The organism is Myxococcus sp. NMCA1 (assembly GCF_026810205.1).
Taxonomy (GTDB): domain Bacteria; phylum Myxococcota; class Myxococcia; order Myxococcales; family Myxococcaceae; genus Myxococcus; species Myxococcus xanthus_A.
Genome location: NZ_CP113950.1, coordinates 2,117,973 through 2,137,754, shown reverse-complemented (window position 1 = coordinate 2,137,754; position 19,782 = coordinate 2,117,973). Strand labels below are relative to the sequence as shown.

Sequence of the window (19,782 nt, the reverse complement as noted above, 5' to 3'; positions counted from 1 at the left end):
AGGTTCATCACTGGCCCCCGACGTGTGAGGGCGCGAACGGGGCGCTCTGGGTCTGCACCCGCAGGGAGATCTGCCCAGTACTGGCCAGATACGGGTCCACCGTGATGGCATGGAGGCCCGTCGTCGTCGGGGTGAAGTCGAGCGTGTAGCCCGAGGAGGAGCCGAGGGTCCGGGTGGCGAGCTGGGTGCCATCGGGCCTGAGGACGCGCACCAGCGTGTTGGTGACGAAGGTGTTGCCCGCGAGCACCAACGTCAGGTTGGAGCCGACGCCCGCCTCGAAGGTGTAGTAGCCATCCTGGCCCACGCGCGAGGTGCTGAAGGTGGCCGGAGGACCATCCACGAGGAGGCTGTCCCCCAGCGACGTGGACAGCAGCAGGCCTACCTCCACCGTCGCCAGACCCGAAGGGTTCACCGTCACGAAGTACGTGCCCGTCACGGGCAGTGCCGGCAGGTCGCAGTCGCCCGGCGCCGTGAAGTTGCCGCAACTGACCAGCGAGGTGCCGTCCGGCTTGAGGATGGAGATGGCGACGTTGTTGCTCGACGGGGAGATGGCGACGCTCGTCACGCCCAGGCCCAACCGGTCTCCGGCCGTGCCGTTGAAGGCGTAGCGGCCCTTCTGTCCCGCCCCCAGCGACACCGTCGTCGCCGCGCTGTCCGGGACGCCCGCGCTGCCGTTGACCTCCTCCACCAACTGGAGCGTCATCTGCCCGGTGCTGGCCAGGTACGGGTCCACCGTGATGGCATGGAGGCCCGTCGTCGTCGGGGTGAAGTCGAGCGTGTAGCCCGAGGAGGAGCCGATGCTCTGGGTGGCGAGCTGGGTGCCATCGGGCCTGAGGACGCGCACCAGCGTGTTGGTGGCGAAGGTGTTGCCCGCGAGCACCAACGTCAGGTTGGAGCCGACGCCCGCCTCGAAGGTGTAGTAGCCATCCTGGCCCACGCGCGAGGTGCTGAAGGTGGCCGGAGGACCATCCACGAGGAGGCTGTCCCCCAGCGACGTGGACAGCAGCAGGCCTACCTCCACCGTCGCCAGACCCGAAGGGTTCACCGTCACGAAGTACGTGCCCGTCACGGGCAGTGCCGGCAGGTCGCAGTCGCCCGGCGCCGTGAAGTTGCCGCAACTGACCAGCGAGGTGCCGTCCGGCTTGAGGATGGAGATGGCGACGTTGTTGCTCGACGGGGAGATGGCGACGCTCGTCACGCCCAGGCCCAACCGGTCTCCGGCCGTGCCGTTGAAGGCGTAGCGGCCCTTCTGTCCCGCCCCCAGCGACACCGTCGTCGCCGCGCCGTCCGGGACGCCCGCGCTGCCGTTGACCTCCTCCACCAACTGGAGCGTCATCTGCCCGGTGCTGGCCAGGTACGGGTCCACCGTGATGGCATGGAGGCCCGTCGTCGTCGGGGTGAAGTCGAGCGTGTAGCCCGAGGAGGAGCCGATGCTCTGGGTGGCGAGTTGGGTGCCATCGGGCCTGAGGACGCGCACCAGCGTGTTGGTGGCGAAGGTGTTGCCCGCGAGCACCAACGTCAGGTTGGAGCCGACGCCCGCCTCGAAGGTGTAGTAGCCATCCTGGCCCACGCGCGAGGTGCTGAAGGTGGCCGGAGGACCATCCACGAGGAGGCTGTCCCCCAGCGACGCGGACAGCAGCAGGCCTACCTCCACCGTCGCCAGACCCGAAGGGTTCACCGTCACGAAGTACGTGCCCGTCACGGGCAGTGCCGGCAGGTCGCAGTCGCCCGGCGCCGTGAAGTTGCCGCAACTGACCAGCGAGGTGCCGTCCGGCTTGAGGATGGAGATGGCGACGTTGTTGCTCGACGGGGAGATGGCGACGCTCGTCACGCCCAGGCCCAACCGGTCTCCGGCCGTGCCGTTGAAGGCGTAGCGGCCCTTCTGTCCCGCCCCCAGCGACACCGTCGTCGCCGCGCTGTCCGGGACGCCCGCGCTGCCGTTGACCTCCTCCACCAACTGGAGCGTCAGCTGTCCGGTGCTGGCCAGGTTCGGGTCCACCGTGATGGCATGGAGGCCCGTCGTCGTCGGGGTGAAGTCGAGCGTGTAGCCCGAGGAGGAGCCGATGCTCTGGGTGGCGAGCTGGGTGCCATCGGGCCTGAGGACGCGCACCAGCGTGTTGGTGGCGAAGGTGTTGCCCGCGAGCACCAACGTCAGGTTGGAGCCGACGCCCGCCTCGAAGGTGTAGTAGCCATCCTGGCCCACGCGCGAGGTGCTGAAGGTGGCCGGAGGACCATCCACGAGGAGGCTGTCCCCCAGCGACGTGGACAGCAGCAGGCCTACCTCCGCCGTCGCCGTCCTGGGAGGATTGACGGACACGGTGTACGTGCCCGTCACGGGCAGTGCCGGAACGTCGCAGTTGCCCGGAGCGGAGAAGCCGCCGCAGTCGACCAGCGAATTGCCGTCCGGCTTGAGGATGGAGATGGCGACGTTGTTGCCCGACGGGGCGATGGCGACGCCCGTCACGCCCAGGCCCAGCCGCTCCCCGGCCGTCCCGACGAAGTCATAGAAGCCGTTCTGTCCCACCTGGCCGACGAAGGTCGTCGCCGCCCCGTCCTTCTCCAGCACCTCCCGCGCGGCACGCACCAGAGCCAGGGACACGCTGAACCCGGTCGTCGTGCCGGTGGCCCGCACCACCGCAGTGTAGACGGCGCCCCGAGGCGCGACGGGGAGGTCGTGGACACCTCCCTCCGCCGACAGGGTGAAGCTGCCAATCTGCGCACCCATCTGGTCATGGACCAGCAGCGATGCCGAACTCGCGCCGCCCAGCACCACCGACGACGATACGACGCTCACCTGCTCGCCTCGCGACACCGGGAAGCTCAGCACCGCCCGGCGCGAGGCATCCGCCAGCGAGACCGCGCTGGGAGGCCCGCCCACCTCGGCCTGGAGCAGGGTGTCCGCGGCGCCAGGCACGAGGCTCGAGGGGAGCACCAGGAAGTCCGAACCGCTGGTCACCCGTCCGGAGGGAGTGGCGACCTTCACCCGCCCCGTCTCGCCCAGGTTCGAGACCTTCACCTCCAGCTGCGAGGGGCTGGCGGAGACCACGAAGGCCTGGATGTCGCCGAAGAAGACGCGGTTCAAGAGACGGTCGGGGTGGAAGTTGCTCCCCATGAGCGTAACCGTCGTGCCCACCGGCCCGCCCACCGGCGAGAAGCCGGTGAGAACCGGGCCGGGCACGGCGGCGGTGACGACGTAGTCCTCGGCGCTGGCCACCGTCGTGCTCCCCACCGTGACGCTGACCGGCCCCGTGGTGGCCCCCGCCGGGGTGGTGACCACCAACCGCTGCGTGCTCGCCGCAGTCACCACGGCGTCCACGCCGTTGAAGCGCACCGTATTGCCCGCAGGCGTCGGGTTGAACCCCGAGCCCGTCAAGGTCACCTCCGCGCCGGGTGGCCCGGAGTTGGGCGTGAAGTCGAAGATGCATATGTCCGTAGCCGTTAAGCGCTTTATTTCGAGAATGTTTCCACCCTCGTCATAGACGTACTGGGCACTAGCACCCGTCCCGTCGTAGACGCCCACCAACCGCCGAGCTCCGTCATACGCGTATTGAATGGGTGGGCCTGCATCAGCGCTTCCAGTGGCACGGGCAACAGTACCCATCGGCGCTTGCTCCAGAGCAGAGCCCTCACCGCCACATGCGACAAGGAGAAGAACACATGCCAAGACGTACATGCCAAGGCATCGCTCTATAGGAGGTATCTTCACCGGGAACTCCTATTTAGAAACGTTGAAGGAGCTGAAGCCGCCCCGGCAGGCACCGTGGCAAACGTTGAGCTCGTCATTGAATGAAGGAAGGCGACCAGGTCTTCTCTCTCGGAGGGGGTCAAGTCGCCCACCCGCGGCCCGCCTTCCGTGCGGTAGTAGAGTTCTCTCTCCACGGCCTCAGCCAGCGTGGGAATGCTACCGTCGTGCATGTACGGTGCAGTCAACGCCACGTTACGCAGCGAGGGCGTACGAAAACGGCCGATATCAGCCGGCCGGAGCGTCACGATGAAACGTCCCAGGGCTGCCACCTCGCTGCGTGTGGAAACTGCGGCCCGCCGCGCCTCCGGTGACATGCGGGCTGTAGACCGGGCTATTGCCGCAAGCTGAGAGAGCGAGGCCGGCGTAGCCACTTCACCGGGATGGAAGTCCCCATCCGAATGAGCCTCCTCCACCAAAGGATGGCAACGGCTGCATGCCGCACGGCCAGAGAAAAGGGCAAGGCCGCGCCGCTCGGAAGCACTGAGGGCGTCGGCTTGCCCTGCCAAGTGACGCTCCAATCGAGAAGGGCCTCCGACGAGGCTGCGCACATATGCCGCGAGGGCACGGGCTACCGTCGCTGGCGTTATGCCCTCGCCCGGGAATGCGCGTGCGAAACCGGGCGAATGACGTGCGCGCACGATGGGTAGAACCTGCTCCATGTCAGAAAAGCCGTGCTCCACCGGCGTGGTGAGGGGGTCCAGGACGAGTTCCTCAAGGGTGGCGCGCCGCCCGTCCCAGAAAAGTGCCCCCTGCTTCTCCAGTCCTAAAAGACTCGGAACGTTGCGCGTACCCACCCGCCCAAACACCCCTCTCGGGATGGATTCGCCACTAGAAAAAGCAACTTCGGGTCGATGGCAGGTGACACACGCTACTTTCCCGTCAGCACTCAAAGCCTTGTCAAAGAAGAGGGCCCTGCCCAGCTCCACGCTGGCACGTTCATCGGCACTTAAAACTGGCTCCCTAGCTACACCCGTCGCCGGCAATACAAACAAAATAAACACCAACCGACACGTATATGCCAACCACCTCAAACAAGAAAAGCAACGTGCACTACTCCAGAAACTCCGCAACAATCCCATTTCTCATACACCCCGAGCAAGTGGCGCGCATCTCTCCATCTTTGAGCCCCCAAACAAACGCCCTTCCCTCCACGCTGGGCCTGCCTACGAAGGGCGCCACCAACAAACCATCGCCAAGTGGCCCTCAAACGTCCATACACTAGGGCCCTGACAGAAGGTGCCAAGGCGCCCACCCTAGCGTCTCGACAACCCAAAGAGAGGGAGCCGGCGCCTCTCGACTGTGGCGGGCTAACTGTCCTAGGCGCGAGAATGGAGCGCAGCGACGTGACGTACGAAGCACAATAGACTTCCCCCACATTCAAACGAAATCTGCGGCGATTAGTGGTCCATTTGAGGCGACGCTCCTGTGGATGCGCCTTTCAACACCGCCGCCTTGCACTCCTTCGCACCGTAGCCATGTACGATTCAATCGCGCTCCGCTGAGAATGCGTGAAAGCCAGCACCGCTTGGGGTTGATCCTGTCTAAAGCCAAATGAAAGTCCCTCACCCCCGAAAGGGGAGTGTCACACCAGCTTCATTCCTTCATCACGAGGGAGCTACTCAGGCGCACCGACGTGGCCAGGTCCAGCGCCCAATCCCGCATCAGGACTCTGCTCGTCATCATTGACTCGCAGAGTATGAGCCTGCCCAGCCCTTGCCGATACAGCCCATCTGAACCGCAAAGCGGTCGATGGTCACCTCCATCCCGAACTCCTGACGGGAGTGCTGCATGAGTGCCATCACCCACCCCAATTTTATCAATAGGTTGCGCGCCAGAAGCCGTCCTGAAACTGGACGCCCATCCAACTTCCTAGACGCGCGTGGAGCGCCCGAGGCTTCGATGGCCCCGCTGCGCTGAATGGCGTGCCTGTGCCTTCCCCAAATTCGGTCGCTGCGTCATGGGTGCGTCACGGCCATCTTCGGCAGTGCGTCAAGGCCAGTGAGCGAGGCGCGCGGGGCAGGCGCGCCCCTTGTAGCGGCGAAGTGGGTTCGGAAGCACCGAGGCACCGTGGTGTAGCCCCCTGAAGAGTCGGACAGGCTCGTTCGGCTTGAAAGCGAGTCTGATGATGGAGAAGAAGGCCCAAGAAGGAGCCCCGGGAGAGGCCGAGGGAGGCCAGCGTCGCCGCCGGTACTCGGCGGAGGAGAAGCTGCGCCTGGTGGCCGAGTGCGAGGCGCCGGGCAGCAGCGTGTCCCTGGTGGCCCGCAAGTACGGCATCAATGCGAGCCTGCTGTTCCGGTGGCGGCAGTTGAAGGAGTCGGGCGGCGTCTCGGGGCTGCAGGCCGGTGAGGCCGTGGTGCCCGAGTCGGAGGTGCAGGCGCTCAAGGCCCAGGTGCGCGAGCTGCAGCGGTTGTTGGGCAAGAAGACGCAGGAAGCCGAAATCCTCCGGGACGCGGTGGAGCTGGCGCGCGAAAAAAAACTACGCCGGCAAATACCTCCTGCCCTCCGCGGTGTTGCCTCCATAGGGAGGTAGCACCATGGGACGCACGACTGCCCACCCACCTGCGAGCAGGCAGGTGGGGTTGGAGAACCATCGACGGCGGTGCTCCGCGTGCGGAGGGCCCGCCCCAGCGGACTACCGGGCACGGCGGAACGTGGTGACGCTGGAGGCGGTGGTCGCCCTCAAGGTACAGGTGCGAGTGTGCCACCGGAAGGGGTGCCCGTTGTACTTGCGACCTGTGCGTGCCGAAGAAGAGGGCCGGTGGGCGCTGCCGGACCATGAGTTTGGCCTGGACGTCATCGCCTTGATTGGGGCACTGCGCTACCACGAGCATCGCAGCGTCCCGGAAATCCATGCAGTCCTTCGCGCACGGGGCGTCTCCATTTCCGAGCGCAGTGTCACCAACCAACTCGACCGGCACGATGAGTTGCTGGCACTGCGAATGACAGACAGTCGGCGACTGCAGCAGGTGACACGTCAACAGGGCCGGGTGGTGCTGGCCATGGACGGATTGCAGCCCGAGGTAGGCCATGAGGTGTTGTGGGTGGTGCGCGACTGCCTCTCCGGCGAGGTGTTGGCAGCCCGTAGCTTGCTGGGCAGTGGTGAGGCGGAGTTGGCTCCGCTGCTCCTGGAGGTGAAAGCGGCGCTGGCGGTGCCCATTGCCGGAGTCGTCTCGGATGGCCAGCTGTTGCGAGGCGAGCTGGTTGATGGACGAGCGATCCGCCTGGTTGATGGGCATCACCGAGCGCGAGCGTCAGCGAGCGCGCTCGGTGATGGGACCGGCCTACAGAGCGGCGGCGTCGGTGTCGAGCACGCGTGCGAGTACGTCGCGCTCGACGAGCTTTTTCTTGCGACGCGCGGCCTCGCGAAGCGCAGTGGTCGCGAGCCGGTCAATGTCGCGGTGAGCGCCGGAGGCGGCCTCGTGGAGCATCGCCATCGCGTCGGAGGCGAAGAGTTCTCGCTCGCAGCCCGCGTTCTTCAGGCGCAGGCGGAGGTACTCCGCGGTGTCATCGGGCTGAAGCGCGTCGATGGTGAGCCGGCGTGCGAGGCGGGAGGCGAGGCTGCGGTTACGGCGCATCGCGAGCCGCGAGTCGAGCTCGGGCAGGCCGACGAGGATGAGGGAGAGGAGCGCCTTCGAGTCCCACTGGTAGTTCAGGAGGATGTGGAGGTGGTCGAGCACGTCCTGGTGGAGCAGGTGCGCCTCGTCGAGGAGGAAGACGGGGTGGACGCGCTCGCGACCGAGGTCCTCCACGTGGCTGGACACGGCGTAGAAGACAGAGGCCGCGGTGGCGGACGGCGTGAGCCCGAGGGCAAGACACAGCTGGCGGTAGAAGTTGCGGCGGCCCAGCGTGGCGTTGTGACAGTAGGTGAGGCGGAAGCCCGCCTGGGGTAGCCGGTGGCGGAGCGCGCGCAGGACGCACGTCTTGCCGACGCCGGGCTCGCCCACCAGCATGACGCTCTGCCGCTCGCGCACGGCTTCGCAGAGTTCCTCGACGAGGTCCGTCTTGGAGGCCGGCAGCCAGAGGTCCGCGTCGGCAATCTCCTTGGAGAAGGGCGCCTCGGAGAAGCCGAAGTGGGTGACGTAGGCGGGCGTCATGACTCACCTGCATCGCGATGCCGAGGAGGACGCCCGACGGCGCGGTCGAGGAGCGCGCGGGGCGGGTCAAACGCGGGGTGTGTGGCCGGTACGTCTCGTCGTGGACGGGAGGCCGACGCAGCGACCTCTTGCGGCGCGCGTTCTTCACCGCGTCGACTGGGTGGAGGGTGTAGCGCTTGCCCTCGAATTCGGCCCAGGGAGCCTCACCCAGGTCGACAAGGCAGCAGCACAGGTGCACGAGGCGCCCGGCGAGGTGGCCTGCGTCGAGCTCGTAGTCGGCACCATCGACAGCGACGGTGGTGTCGCGCCGCACGCGTCGGCGGATGCGGGTGGTGAGGGCCTCGCGCAGCTTCGCCTCGTCGAAGCCATCGGGCGCCCGGGGCGTGGCCTCGAAGACGGTTTTCGGTGTCGCGCCCATGAGGGCAGCGTGCGACGTGACGTGGTAGTGCGCGTCGAGGAAGGCGCAGAGGCGGACATTGACGTCGTGCAGCGAGGCGACGGGCCCGAGGAAGTCGAGGCAGCCCTCGCGCAGCGTGCGCCAGAAGCGCTCCATCTTCCCGCGGGCGGGGGCGTCGTAGGGCCGCGCGTGCAAGAGCGACGTGCCGATGCGAGCGCACGCGGTGGCGAGCGTCTCGCCCCGGTACGTGGCGCCATTGTCCAGGTAGAGAGCGTCCGGCGGACCGTGCTTGCGCAGGGCGCGCACCATGAGGCCAAGCATGTCCACCTCGCGCTCAGTGTGGTGGGCCTCCAACGCCACGACGTACCGACTCGCGTCGTCCAGCAGCGCGTGGATGCGCAAGGGCAGCGACTTGCCCCCGACGGTGAGTCCAGGCCCGTGACACACGTCCGCGTGCCACAGGGCCATTGGGCGCTCGGCCTGCCAACGCAGGCGCGTCTTCGTGCCGCTGCCGTCGCGCATCCCGACGCGGTCGAGTCCTGCTTCCGCAAAGAGGCGGCGCACCGTCGTCGCCGAGACGGCGTCCTTCTCGAGCCGGCCATCGGTGACGAGCGTGCGCAGGATGAGCGTCACGGACGCGGACGGGTACTCCCGCCGGATGTCGAGCAGCAGCTCGCGCTGGGCCACCGAGAGCTGCTGGGCGCGGCCCTTGTCGCTGCGGCCGCGCGGGGCGAGGCCTGAGAGGCCGCGCTTCTTGTACGCGTAGTACCAGCGCTCGAGCGTGGCCGCCGAGTAGCAGTGGCTCGCCTTGGCGCCCGGCGGCACGAAGCGCTGCTGGGCGAGGGATTCGAGCGCCGAGGCGAGCTGGCCTCGGTCCATCTGCGCCTGGGCGAGGGCGCCGATGACTCCGTGGCGAAACACCGCCACCGCCTCGGCGTGGGACTTCGGGGTGAGGCTCTTCATTTTGCGCGGACTTCCCGTACCGCCCCCTCATCCCGGCATGGGCCTCTTGGGAGAGCAGACGCCTACCGTCCCGCCGGAGGCAGCTCTTCGAGGACGGGGCGTGTCGGGTGGGACGGACTTCTGCGCGGGGCGAGCCGATGGCTGCGGAGCAAGTCCCTCAGCGAGCGCGCTCGGCTCCCCGGAACGAACAGGCGGACAGCGATGGCGGTCCCGTCGCCGGGAGCGCAAAGGCGGCGACTGTCGTCGCCGCTCGTGCGGCCACCGCTCGCGCCGTCCAGTCCGTGGGCGCCGGCCGCACGCAGCACAGGAGCGTCCCGCGCCTGGCCTCCCCGGCCCAGCGGCAGAGGGCATCCCAGCGCCCAGCGCTCCCTGGCCCCACCACGTCCCACGGACTCACGCGCCTGCGCACCGCCGCCGCCGGCAGCGACTCGAGGCCCCACAGGGCGAGCGCCCAGGCGATGGCCGCGAGCGAATACAGCTTCCTGCCCAGCACCTCCGCGGGCACTACCGTCTGCGACACGCCGCACGCACGGCAGCGGTAGCGTCGCACGCGCAGCTCTACGAGCACGGGCGACGCGCCAGCGTCCAGCGGCCCGCGCACCTGGCGGCTCCGGCTGCCATGCCCATGAAGCCCCAGAGGCGCTCCCACAGGGCGGCTCGCCGCGCCGCAAGCGGCGCAGCTCGCCGGGCGTACCGCCGACACGGACGGCATCTGTGCCGCCCAGGACTTGACGCTGACGCGCGTCCGTACGACTCCTTGGGTGCCTCGCTTCTCTCTCACACGTCGAGCGGGGCGCTCGACCTGTGAGCGTGTTGGCGCACGCTCCAGGTCACCTTTCTCGCACGCGAGCTGGCGAACACCGCCGCGCCCCGTCCTCTCAGAGCCCCGCGGACTACCTCACGCAGCGTGGCGCGCCAGAATCCGGCTCGCTGCTGGACTCCGCGCGGCCTGCAACATCCCTTCCCGGCAACCAGCGCGCTCGTCGCGACCGCGCTCTCCATCAACCACTTCGCTCAGCAACACCAGCGCTCCATCCGCAACGCGGTGGCCTCGGCGCTGCCTGGGGTGCCTCACCAACTCTGCCACTTCCACTACCTGCGTGAGGCGGCCCGCCCCCTCTACGAAGCGGACCGGCACGCCAAGAAGCTGCTGAAGAGTCATGTGCGAGGAGTGCGGGTTATCGAGCGCGCCGTCGAAGGGCGCCAGGACGCCCAAGCACAAGCCGTCCGCGGCTACTGCGCCGCAGTGCGCAGCGCCTTGACGGACGACAGGCGCCCACCCCTGAAGCCCTCCGGTTTGGAGTTGCACCGGCGACTGCGAGCGATTGAAGCGAGTCTCCGCCGGGCAGAAAAAGGGGGGCGCGCGCCAGAGGGCTGACACGGCTGCGCCTGCTATTGAGGCGCGGCCTGATGCAGACGGCGAGGATGTGGCCACCTGTGCCTATCCAAAATTCGGTCGCTGCGTCATTAACGCGTTAAAGCTGCGTCAAAACGCGCGTCATGACGTGAGCGATGCGCATAACGAGCCGCTGGGTCCTCTCTTCCATTTGATAGAGGTCGGAATTACGCCCGGCTCAGACGCCTCAACACCGCTCTGCCTGCGTGTGGACACTCCCCGCCCTTCCTGCGAACGCAGGTAGGCTGGTGCAGCACGCGCGGGTCGACGAGGGTGTTGTTGGAGGGACCGAGACTCTACCCAGCGCGGCGCTCGTACCGGTGGTGGAGCCCGAAGACTTCCCGTAGCTCTATCACCTTGGCTCCGTGCTCCGGGCCCTGCACCTCACGCGTCTCGGGCGCATCTTTCCCGAGTGACAGGTGCGTCCGGCTCGCATTGTAGTAGCGCTGGTACTCGCGCAGCAGGCGCCGAGCGTGGGCTTCGTTCAAGACGACGACATGGTCCAGCAGCTCCCTACGTATCGAGCCGATGACTCTCTCCGAATAGGGATTCTGCCACGGACACCGTGCTGCACTCGGCACCTCGCGAATCCCCAAATAGTTAAGCGTGGCGCGAATGCCCTCGGAGTAGAGCTTGTCCCTATCTCGGTGCAAGTATCTCGGAGCACTGGCCCAGGGAAAGGCCTCTCGCAACTGCGGCTTTGTCCATTCTTCCGTCGGGTGCGCTGTCACATTGAGGTGGAGGATTCGCCTGTCCCGGTGACTCACAACCACAAATCCCAACAGCACCCCAAACGTCGCAGTCGGAATGACAAAGAAGTCCATCCCTGCGGACTCCGCCAGATGCAAGCGCAAGAAGTTCCGCCATGTTGGTGATGGTTTCGGCGCTCCCCTTCTCGGCCTGGGCATGTAACGAGCGACCGTTGTCTGGCCAACCTCCATCCCCAACTTCAGCAACTCCCCGTGAATACGCGGGGCCCCCCATGTCGGGTTGGCTTCGGCCATGAGCCGAATCGACGCCCTCAGCTCCAGGGTTGCCCGAGGCCGTCCCACCCGACTTCGGGACTTCCAGCGCCAGAAGAGCCGAAAGCCCATCCGATGCCACTTCACCACCGTCGCCGGCCGCACCAGGCACAGTGGACGCCGCCATCCCTGCCAGAAGCGATGGAGAAATACCCAGAAGAGGCGATCGCCCCGTGCAAGCCTCGGTGATGGGCGCTTCTCGCGAAAGACCGCGAGTTGCTGGCGAAGAGCCAAATTCTCCAGAGCCAGTTCCGAACGGCTCCGCAAGACCGAGCGCAACGTCTGAGCCAGCGCCTTTACGAAGGCCCTCATCCTGCCATTCTTGCCGGCCGTAGCCAGCACGCCAGAATTCTGCCGCACCCCGTAACGGACCGCATGGCATCACAGAGGGAACCGCGCACACTCACCCTCTTTCGCCCAGTCAAACCCAGTATTCTTCGGACCCATCCGTAGGACTGTGCATACAATGACGCGTTCGCCGACGCACGCTTCTCGCCGGCCTCGAATATCCGGTAGTCACAGCCAGGTCCTTCTTCCACAGCAGGCTGGAGAGGTGCTCGTTATACGTTGAAATCAATCTGCAGGATGGGTGTGTCCGCTTCGATGTCGCGCCGGAACCGCCCCCACCGGTCGAGCGTGCTCTCGTCGAGCACGGCCGGGTCGCGATACTGGTGGAACAGCGCGTAATTCATCGAGCGCTGGAGCGCGAGCAGGTCCGGCACGGCCGCGAGCCACTCGCGCTCCATCCGTCGGAGCTCCCGATACCCTTCGAGGAACGGCCCCAGGAACGAAGCGACCGCTTCGTCGCGCGCCTCTCGAGCCTCGCCTCGCGCGATGTAGAAGAGGAGTACCGCGATGTCCTTGACGAACCACGAGTACTCGCAGTTGTCGAAGTCGAACGCGGTGATCTTCCCTTCGGCGAAGCAGAAATTGTGCATGTGGAGATCGGCGTGGATCAGCCCGTAGCTCTCCGGTGTTCGCGGTAGCCGGTTCAATCGCGCGATGATCGCCGCGGTGCGCTCGCGAACGAGCTTCTCCTCGGGGGGCGCGAACCGGTCGATGTCGACCACGTCGTACTCATGCCATTCCTGGCGCTTGAGCCTGGGGCTCGAAGGCGCGTAGGTCTCAGCGCGGTTGTGGAGCCGCGCGAACAGCCGGCCCAGCTCGCGGAACAGGGGGGGCTTCCAGTAGCGCTCCTTGAGCGGAGGCGCGTCGTCGAAGACGATGCCCGGCGCGCGCTCGAACGCGGTGGCGACGAAGTAGCTGCCGGGCTCGCGGTCTTCGATCCGCTCCACGAACTGCCCCGCCTCGGAGAGGATCGGCGAGGCGATTGGAATGCGCGCGGCGGCCAGATAGCGAACGAACTCGACCTCACCCAGCGTGTAGTCGATCGTTCGCCGCGTACTGTGCGAGATGCGCAAGATAAGGCCTTCGCCGTCGTCGTTCTCCGCCTCGTAGACGAAGTTCTCGAAGGCCGTGAGCTCGGTGAGCTGCTCGGGCGACAGGCCATACCGGCGCGCAGCCTCATCGCGAATCGGTTCGTGGAAGCGGCGGACAAGCTCTGGATGCATCGAACCCTCTAGTCCTTCAACGTGAGGCTGCTCTCACCGTAGCCCAGCACGGTCGAGGCAGAGTCGCTGGTGACCGAGACGCCCAGGCCGCGCGCGAGGGTCTCCGCCAACGGGGGGCCATTGCGCGGCCGCGTGAACACAGCCAGGTCTGCGCCGGTCAGGGGGTGATCCGGGCGCCGGAGCCGCTGGTTCAGCATCGCTTGCTCGCGCTCGACGACGCGCAGGCACCGGCGCTCGAGGGCGAACGCGCTGGCAGCGACGCCAGCGAGCTCACCGCAGAGGGGCTCCGCCACGGCCTTGTCTCCCGGCAGCCCATGCGCGAAGAGCTCGGCCAGTCGCCGCTGGCTCGTGGCCTGCTCGGCGGGATCCAGCTTCGCCAGTTCGTCCAGCGAGGCGCCCTGTGGCGTGCCGGGGAACGCCTCGCCGATGCGCGCGAACAACCAGCGGCTGAGCTTGATCTCGCGCTGGTATGTCTCGGCGAGTGGGAAATCGTCCCGGAGCAACGGGTAATGCGCGACATCGATGGGCGCCTCCACGCACTCTTGCAGCGCGGTGCGCGGGAGGTGTCCGGCGAACGCCGCCCGGAGCCGTTCGTGGAGCAGCCCCTGGGTCGCGCCGAGGAAGCGGACCACCGATTCGACGCGCTGCCCGAGCAGGCCGTAATCGAGCGCGGCGTCGAGATCGCCGAGGCGCGCTGCGATGTCGGGCTGGGCCTCGATGGGTGCCTGGGCCGAGCCGGTCAACACCTGCATATATTCGTTGATCAGCGCCGGCGGACCGGCGCACACGCCGTGCGGACCATGGAAGACCGCGTGACGCTCGGCATAGTCCACGATCGATTGCGCGGTGACGGGCTGCTCGGGGGCATCGCGCACCAGGTCGTTGGTGACCAGGCGAACTCCGTCGATCAGCCGGAACATGGCCGCGAGCCCGCTGTCGAGCTCTCCGTTCGGCACCGGTTGGGTGCCCCGCACCAGCACGTACCCGACCGACGCGAGCGTGCAGACGACCATCATGTGGAGCTCGCCCGCGGTGAGCACGCCCGGGGTCCGGGGCGGCATGCGCGCGAGGAAGGCCTTGCGGAACTGCCCGGTCAGCGAGAGCAGGTCCGGCCACTGACGCGCCATGCCCTTCATCGCGGTCACGTTCATCGGGCGTTCGCTCTGGTACCGGCTCCCCGCGTAGTGGCACTGCTTGCGCACGGTGGGGAGATCAAGGAACAAGGTGCGCGGTGCGACGTTGTTCTCGCCCACTTGCCGGCCGTCACCGTCGAGCGCCGGATGCGCCACGCGGTAGACCGGCACGACCACCTCGAGGTTCGAGAGCTCGAACGCCCGTCCGAACGCCTGTTCGGTCAGCACGGGGCAACGGTTGTCGCGGGCGCTGAACGTGAGCGGCTCACGCCCGGCTGGCACCTCCCCCAACCGCTCAGGGAAGGACGCCACGGTGCGGCCCGTGGGCGCATCCGAGACCCGCCTCAACACCCGCTGTTCGATCAATGTTTCGAGCAGGTCCCGGATCTTGTCCCAGGAATGGGGCGCGCCGTCCGACCACGCCATGGCGTCGGAGGCTTGAAATTGCTCGACCTGGAGCAGCTTCTCGCCCAGGGGCGCGATGTCCGGCTCGTCGAAGATGAGCTCCACCTCGCCATAGAAGAGGTGCAGGACCTGCTGGCCATCCCCCGCGTCGAGCCGGTCGTGCGTGAGCCGCCTTCGATTGGGGATGTAGAGCATCTCATCCGCTTGCAGCTGTGCCATGGCTTCTCACTCCCGCTTCAGTGTGACGTCGCGCGACCAGGTGCCGCCGAGCGAGCGATAGACCTCGACGCGATGGTTGAGCAGCAGCCGTTGCGCTTGCAGACTTGCGCGCTCGAGCCCGACCAGATTCGTCAGGGCGGTGAGCACCGTCAGATAGTCCGAATGCCCCTGCTCGAAGAGCCGCCTCGCCTCGTCCAGGAGCTGCCGCCCGAGCTGGACCTGCGCACGCAGGCTGCGCAGGCTCGTCGCCTCGTTCTCCTCCCGAACCACGGCATCCTGCACCCGTCCAATCGCGGTGTGCAGCGCGAGCTGGTATTGGATTTCGCGACGCTGGAGCTGGATCGGCAGTCGCATGTACTCGGTGACGCGCCTTCCATCGAACAGGGCCCAGGTCAGGTTCACCCCGACGACGGACTCGGCCAGGGCCGGCTCCGAGAGGCCGACCTTCAAAGCGCCCACGTTGCCCACCAGTTGAATCGTCGGAAGCCAGCTCGCCAGGTTCGCGTTGATGCGGTGCTCGACCTCGGCGACGCGAAGCTCCGCGAGCCGCATCTCGGGCGTGTTCACGTTCAGGTCGCCCGGCGTTCCGAGTTTCGGTGGGGGCGGGAGATCGGGAAGCTGTCGATCGAGTGGAATGACGTCGTCGGCGGGGGTTGGTACCCGGCCCAGCAGCGCCTTCAGCTCCGAATTCAAGAGCGCGTTCCGGGTGGCGATCAGCGGCACCTGCGATTCGAGGTTCACCAGCAACTGCTCCTGCTGCAGCACCACGAGCCGGGGCGTGAGGTGCTGCTCGAACCGCGCTCGAATCAGCAGGAGCAGTTCCTTGTTGTAGTCGATCTGGCGCAGCGTGAGGTCCCGGAGCGCGCGGGCCTCGAGGATGTCGAACCAGATCTGGGTGATCCGCACCGCGAGGTCCTGGACGCGGCCCTCGGTGAGCTGCCGCTGCTGCTCGGCGAAGTTCAATCCCGCGCGCCGCTGCGCACCGAGGGCTCCAAACAGGTCGACCTGGTAGGTCACGCCGAAACCGGCGGTGGCGACGTTGTACTCGGCCCGGGTTGGCGGCGCGGGCGGAAGGTTGGCGTTGGCAACGACATGCCTCAGCCCCGCCGGGTTCAGGATGCCGACCTGGAGCGGGTACCACCAACCTTGCGGCACGTTGGGGTCGAGCTGGTTCTCGTAGATCAGCTCCCGCACTTCGCGCAGGACCAGGTTGTCGCTGAAGCACTCCTGGATGGCCGTGTCGAGAGCCGGATCGGCGAACGCCGACCACCAGACTGCGTCCTGGGTGACGCGCTCGGCTGGCTGCGCGGGCACGCCCTCCTTCGACGGCTGCGGGCTTGGAACCCCGCCCTCGGGTGCGCTGGACGGTGGGGGCGGCTCGGCGCGCAGATCGACGGCGGTCGAGTAGCTGCTCGGCGTCGGAGGCGGTTTGACGACGACGGGACGGATCAGCTCGCAACCGGAGCAGGTCGTCGCGAGGAGGGCGAGCGTAAATCGAAGTCTCATGGGTGGCTGACGACCACGAGGGCTTTCGCGTGGTTGAGAACGCAGCGCTGCGCGACCCGCATGGTCTCGGGATCGAGGGAGGCGAAGCTCTCGTCGAGGATGACCAGCTCGACCCCCTGCAGCAGCGTGCGCGCGATGTAGAGCCGGCTCTTCTCGCCGTGCGAGAGTTGCCAGCCGGTCTCGCCGATCATCTCCTCGAGGCCGGCGGGCATCTTGGCGATCAGCTCGTCCAGCCCGAGCTCCTTGCACAGCGCGGCGGCCTTGGTCCGCAACTCGGGCGAGGTCGGCCACTCGCGCCCGAGCAGGAGATTGTACGCGAAGCTGCCGGACAGGACGTGGTTCTCGTGGAACTGCGGCGCGGCGGTGATGCGCTTGCGCCAGCCCGAGGAGCCGAACGTCGCGCGGTCCAACGCGTGCAGCAGCATCACACCGCCCTGCGGCGTCCTCAGGCCCGTCAACAGCGACACCAGCGTCGACTTGCCACCGCCCGATGGGCCCTCCAGCAGGATGCGGTCGCCCTGCGCGATCTGGAACGAGCAGTTCTCGAGCACCGGCCGAGTGCGCGCGTCGTGCCGGAAGGTCACGCCCCGCGCCTCGATGAGGGTTCCGCCGCCGGCGTCGGTGGGCTTGCCTCCCTCCATTTCGAGAGGGACTTTCGATTCGAGCTCGGGGCGGCCCACCGCGAGCAACAAGTCGCGGATCTGCTCGAACGACACCGCCGCCTGGGAGACCTGCTGGAAGTAGACGGCGACCTCGTCGAAGGCTCGCAGCGCGAGCAAGATGCCGCCCACGGACACCGCCAGCGCGCTGGCATTGGCCGTACCGCTGCTGAACGCCGGCAGCAAGGTCAGCAGGGCGAGCACCAACCAGCCGTCGCGCAGGAGCGCGGTCAGCTGCATGGTCCGGCGATCCATGACCTTCGAGATCTCGGAGTAGGAGCTCAAGCGGACGTCTTCGCCATCATGCCAGCGCTCGAGTGGAAGCTGCGCCAGCCGCGTTCGATGGCCGAGCATGCGCTCGAGCAGGTCGTGGGTGATCTCGACGCGCGCGCTCGACCACGCCCGCTGGACGCCGTAGTGGCGGCGCGCGAGGACGAACGCGACCACGACCCACAGGACGAGCACCATCGTTTGGGGCCACCCTCCCGCACCGAGCACGAGGATGACGCCCGCCAGGATCAAGTCGACGAGCGACAACACCGCGAGCAGGGCGCCGCCGACCGCAAGCTGCTCGACGACCTCGGCCTCGGCGACGCGGCCGAAATGGCGGCCGATGCCGTCGAGCCGCACCTCGTCGGGGGTCAGCTTGAGGGTTCCCGCAAGGAGCTGCTGCTTCAGCAGCGTTCCGAGCCGGATCGAGAACACGCCCTGCCACCACACCTCGAGCATGCGTAGCGGAATCGCGCACGCGATCACGGCGATCCACCCCAGGAACCAGCCGGTCTCGAGGTGGGCCTGGAGCGCGGCGCGACCGAGCAACCAGAACGAGCCAGCCAGCACCAGCGAGAGGAGCGTGTGGCTCACGAGGATGCCGGCGACGAGCGAAGGGATGTCGCCGAGCAGCGTCCGCCGGCTCGCGGTGCGCCTGGGGCGCATGATCCAGCCGGTGCGCAGCTGCGCCTGGCCGAGCCGCTGCAGCAGCATCTGTGAGCGGGCGTGCTCGCGCGCACGGGGCGACATCTCCACGCCGCCGAGCAGCTGGTCCACCTCGGCGACAGTGGCTTCCTGCTCTTCGCGCAGGAGCGCGATCGCGCTCTTCGTCGGGACCGAAATCGCCGTGGCATCGCGCGCGAGCAGGCGCAGCTTCCCACGCCGCGTACCCAGCAGCACCAGATAGGACGGGACGCCGTCTCGCCGGACCTGGAGGATGCAGGGCGCGGCGCGTGCAAGGACGTCGGGCAGCTCGTGGTAGAGCGGCGTGATCGGCTCGAGCTCCACGCCGAGTCGATCTCCGAGCGCGAACATCCAGACCCGGCTCGGCTCGACGGCCGCCGCGGGCGGAGCGATTTCGCCCGCGGCCCTGCCATAGCCTTGCCTCTGCGCCAGCTGCTCCAGCGCGTCGGGCAGTCGCTCGACCGGCCACAACAGGTCGGAGTGCGAGCGCGTCATCCCACCAGCTCCAAACCGCCTGCGGCGGGCTCCGCGACCGGCGTCTCCACCGGCTTCGGCGCCGGCCTCTCCACCAGTTGGCCGTCCGAAAGCCACCAATGGCGCCAGCGCCCACCGCCCCAGAGCAGCGTGCGATTCTCCTGGTCGGCGCGAAGGAGCACGGCGTACCGCGACTCTTTGTTCGCGAGCAGCTCCTTCGGCGGCCCGTTCTCGAGGATCCGACCGTTCTCGATCACGAGCACGCGATCGAACTCCTGGGTGTGCTCGACGTCGTGGGTGACACAGAGGAGCGTGATGTCTGCCCAGAGCCGCCGGGACTCGGCAAGGAGCCGCGCGCGCCGGTCGCGATCGAGACCGCGAAAGGGCTCGTCGAGGATGGCCAGGCGCACGCCGGAGCGAAGCATCGCGCGCGCCAGGCGCACGCGCTGACCTTGGCCGCCCGAGACGAGCCCTCCGCCTTCGCCCAACGACGTCTGCAGCCCGTCTGGAAGCGCCTCGAGGATGTCGAGCATCTCGGCGCCCTTGAGCGCCCCCGACAGTGACCAGCCGTGCGCGCCGTCGTTGCCATACCGGAGGTTGTCGATGAGGCTCTGGTTCCAGAGACTGATCGCCGGATCCACCCAGGCCGTGGTGCGCCGCAGCCGCTCGACAGCGGCCTGATCGAGCACCTGCCCGTCGACCTTGATCTCGCCGCGCGCCGGCCGGAGCCAGCCGAGCAAAAGGCCGACCAGCGTCGACTTGCCTGCTCCGGAGACACCGACCACGGCCACGTGCTCGCCGGGGGCGATGTTCAAGGAAACCTTGTCGAGGATGGTGTGACCGCCGCCTTTCACGCGGACCTTCTCCATCACGATCGAAACGCCGCTCGCGGCGTCCGCGGGCACGACAGGCTCCTGCACTGGCGCCTCGGGCCGGACCGGAGGATCCTTGATGTCGCCGATGACGTCGAGGAGCCGGCGAACCCGGTTCATCGCATTCGGGAACGCGCGGCTCAGCAGCATCAGCCGCTGGCCGAGGATGGGGAACCGCAGCGCCCAATAGACGACCAACAACACCAGCGAAGCCCGATCCGTGCCCGCGAGGTACGAATAGACGAGCAGCATGACGAGGCCGTAGCTCCCCAGCATCAGCCCGCCTTCGAACCCGACCGACAGCGTCTGGAGCCAATAGCGCGCCTTGCTCCAGCTGACGAGCAAGGTCTCCTGCGCGCGGCGCAGCGACCG

10 protein-coding genes and 4 pseudogenes are annotated in these 19,782 nt (G+C 67.5%); 3 read left to right on the top strand and 11 right to left on the bottom strand.

What is annotated here, in order from left to right:
* Positions 1-7: 7 nt before the first annotated feature.
* A complete protein-coding gene (locus tag OZ403_RS09090; protein ID WP_268783940.1) occupies positions 8-3,373 on the bottom strand; it encodes an IPT/TIG domain-containing protein in 3,366 nt (1,121 codons plus the stop codon).
* Positions 3,374-3,702: 329 nt separating this feature from the next.
* Complete coding sequence (locus OZ403_RS39675; RefSeq protein ID WP_442929766.1) at positions 3,703-4,824, bottom strand: cytochrome-c peroxidase; 1,122 nt, start codon at positions 4,822-4,824, stop codon at positions 3,703-3,705.
* Between the two features lie 1,046 nt (positions 4,825-5,870).
* Between OZ403_RS39675 and OZ403_RS09085 the strand changes: the two are divergent.
* Positions 5,871-6,224 (top strand): annotated as a pseudogene (locus OZ403_RS09085) (transposase); the annotation flags it as partial.
* A 172-nt stretch (positions 6,225-6,396) separates the two neighbouring features.
* Positions 6,397-6,927, top strand: a pseudogene (locus OZ403_RS09080) (ISNCY family transposase); the annotation flags it as partial.
* A gap of 99 nt (positions 6,928-7,026) precedes the next feature.
* On the opposite strand, the gene OZ403_RS09075 reads toward OZ403_RS09080, so the two are convergent.
* From OZ403_RS09075 to OZ403_RS09065, 3 genes and pseudogenes are all read right to left on the bottom strand, one after another.
* Positions 7,027-7,839 (bottom strand): ExeA family protein, encoded by an 813-nt coding sequence (locus OZ403_RS09075; RefSeq protein ID WP_268783939.1) that lies wholly within the window; start codon positions 7,837-7,839, stop codon positions 7,027-7,029.
* Between the two features lie 631 nt (positions 7,840-8,470).
* Positions 8,471-9,115: pseudogene (locus OZ403_RS39670) on the bottom strand (helix-turn-helix domain-containing protein); the annotation flags it as partial.
* 241 nt (positions 9,116-9,356) lie between these two features.
* Positions 9,357-9,911, bottom strand: a complete 555-nt coding sequence (locus OZ403_RS09065) for a transposase family protein (RefSeq protein ID WP_268783938.1) — start codon at positions 9,909-9,911, stop codon at positions 9,357-9,359.
* 312 nt (positions 9,912-10,223) lie between these two features.
* On the opposite strand from OZ403_RS09065, the pseudogene OZ403_RS09060 reads away from it, so the two are divergent.
* Positions 10,224-10,639, top strand: a pseudogene (locus OZ403_RS09060) (ISNCY family transposase); the annotation flags it as partial.
* Between the two features lie 252 nt (positions 10,640-10,891).
* Here the strand turns inward: OZ403_RS09060 and OZ403_RS09055 are convergent.
* The 6 genes from OZ403_RS09055 to OZ403_RS09030 form a co-directional block, all read right to left on the bottom strand.
* Positions 10,892-11,419, bottom strand: coding sequence for an integrase core domain-containing protein (locus OZ403_RS09055; RefSeq protein ID WP_268783937.1), 528 nt, complete (start codon positions 11,417-11,419; stop codon positions 10,892-10,894).
* 758 nt (positions 11,420-12,177) lie between these two features.
* Entirely contained in the window at positions 12,178-13,188 is a 1,011-nt protein-coding gene (locus tag OZ403_RS09050; RefSeq protein WP_268783936.1) for a phosphotransferase enzyme family protein, read from the bottom strand.
* Between the two features lie 8 nt (positions 13,189-13,196).
* On the bottom strand, positions 13,197-14,945 hold the full coding sequence (locus OZ403_RS09045) for a hypothetical protein (RefSeq protein WP_268783935.1): 1,749 nt from the start codon (positions 14,943-14,945) through the stop codon (positions 13,197-13,199).
* 6 nt (positions 14,946-14,951) lie between these two features.
* Positions 14,952-16,451, bottom strand: a complete 1,500-nt coding sequence (locus OZ403_RS09040; RefSeq protein WP_268783934.1) for a TolC family protein — start codon at positions 16,449-16,451, stop codon at positions 14,952-14,954.
* On the bottom strand, positions 16,448-18,559 hold the full coding sequence (locus OZ403_RS09035) for an ATP-binding cassette domain-containing protein (RefSeq protein WP_140788990.1): 2,112 nt from the start codon (positions 18,557-18,559) through the stop codon (positions 16,448-16,450). Before OZ403_RS09035 ends, OZ403_RS09040 begins: the two co-directional genes overlap by 4 nt.
* Positions 18,556-19,755 carry an ATP-binding cassette domain-containing protein gene (locus tag OZ403_RS09030; RefSeq protein WP_268783933.1) on the bottom strand — a complete coding sequence of 400 codons (1,200 nt, stop codon included), beginning with the start codon at positions 19,753-19,755 and terminating at the stop codon, positions 18,556-18,558. Before OZ403_RS09030 ends, OZ403_RS09035 begins: the two co-directional genes overlap by 4 nt.
* Between the last annotated feature and the right edge of the window lie 27 nt (positions 19,756-19,782).

Bases quoted from the DNA above. Each gene is read 5' to 3' on its own strand.
- OZ403_RS39675 (WP_442929766.1), bottom strand. From the start codon at position 4,824: ATGGGATTGTTGCGGAGTTTCTGGAGTAGTGCACGTTGCTTTTCTTGT.
- OZ403_RS09075 (WP_268783939.1), bottom strand. From the start codon at position 7,839: ATGACGCCCGCCTACGTCACCCACTTCGGCTTCTCCGAGGCGCCCTTC.
- OZ403_RS09065 (WP_268783938.1), bottom strand. From the start codon at position 9,911: ATGCCGTCCGTGTCGGCGGTACGCCCGGCGAGCTGCGCCGCTTGCGGC.
- OZ403_RS09055 (WP_268783937.1), bottom strand. From the start codon at position 11,419: ATGGACTTCTTTGTCATTCCGACTGCGACGTTTGGGGTGCTGTTGGGA.
- OZ403_RS09050 (WP_268783936.1), bottom strand. From the start codon at position 13,188: ATGCATCCAGAGCTTGTCCGCCGCTTCCACGAACCGATTCGCGATGAG.
- OZ403_RS09045 (WP_268783935.1), bottom strand. From the start codon at position 14,945: ATGGCACAGCTGCAAGCGGATGAGATGCTCTACATCCCCAATCGAAGG.
- OZ403_RS09040 (WP_268783934.1), bottom strand. From the start codon at position 16,451: ATGAGACTTCGATTTACGCTCGCCCTCCTCGCGACGACCTGCTCCGGT.
- OZ403_RS09035 (WP_140788990.1), bottom strand. From the start codon at position 18,559: ATGACGCGCTCGCACTCCGACCTGTTGTGGCCGGTCGAGCGACTGCCC.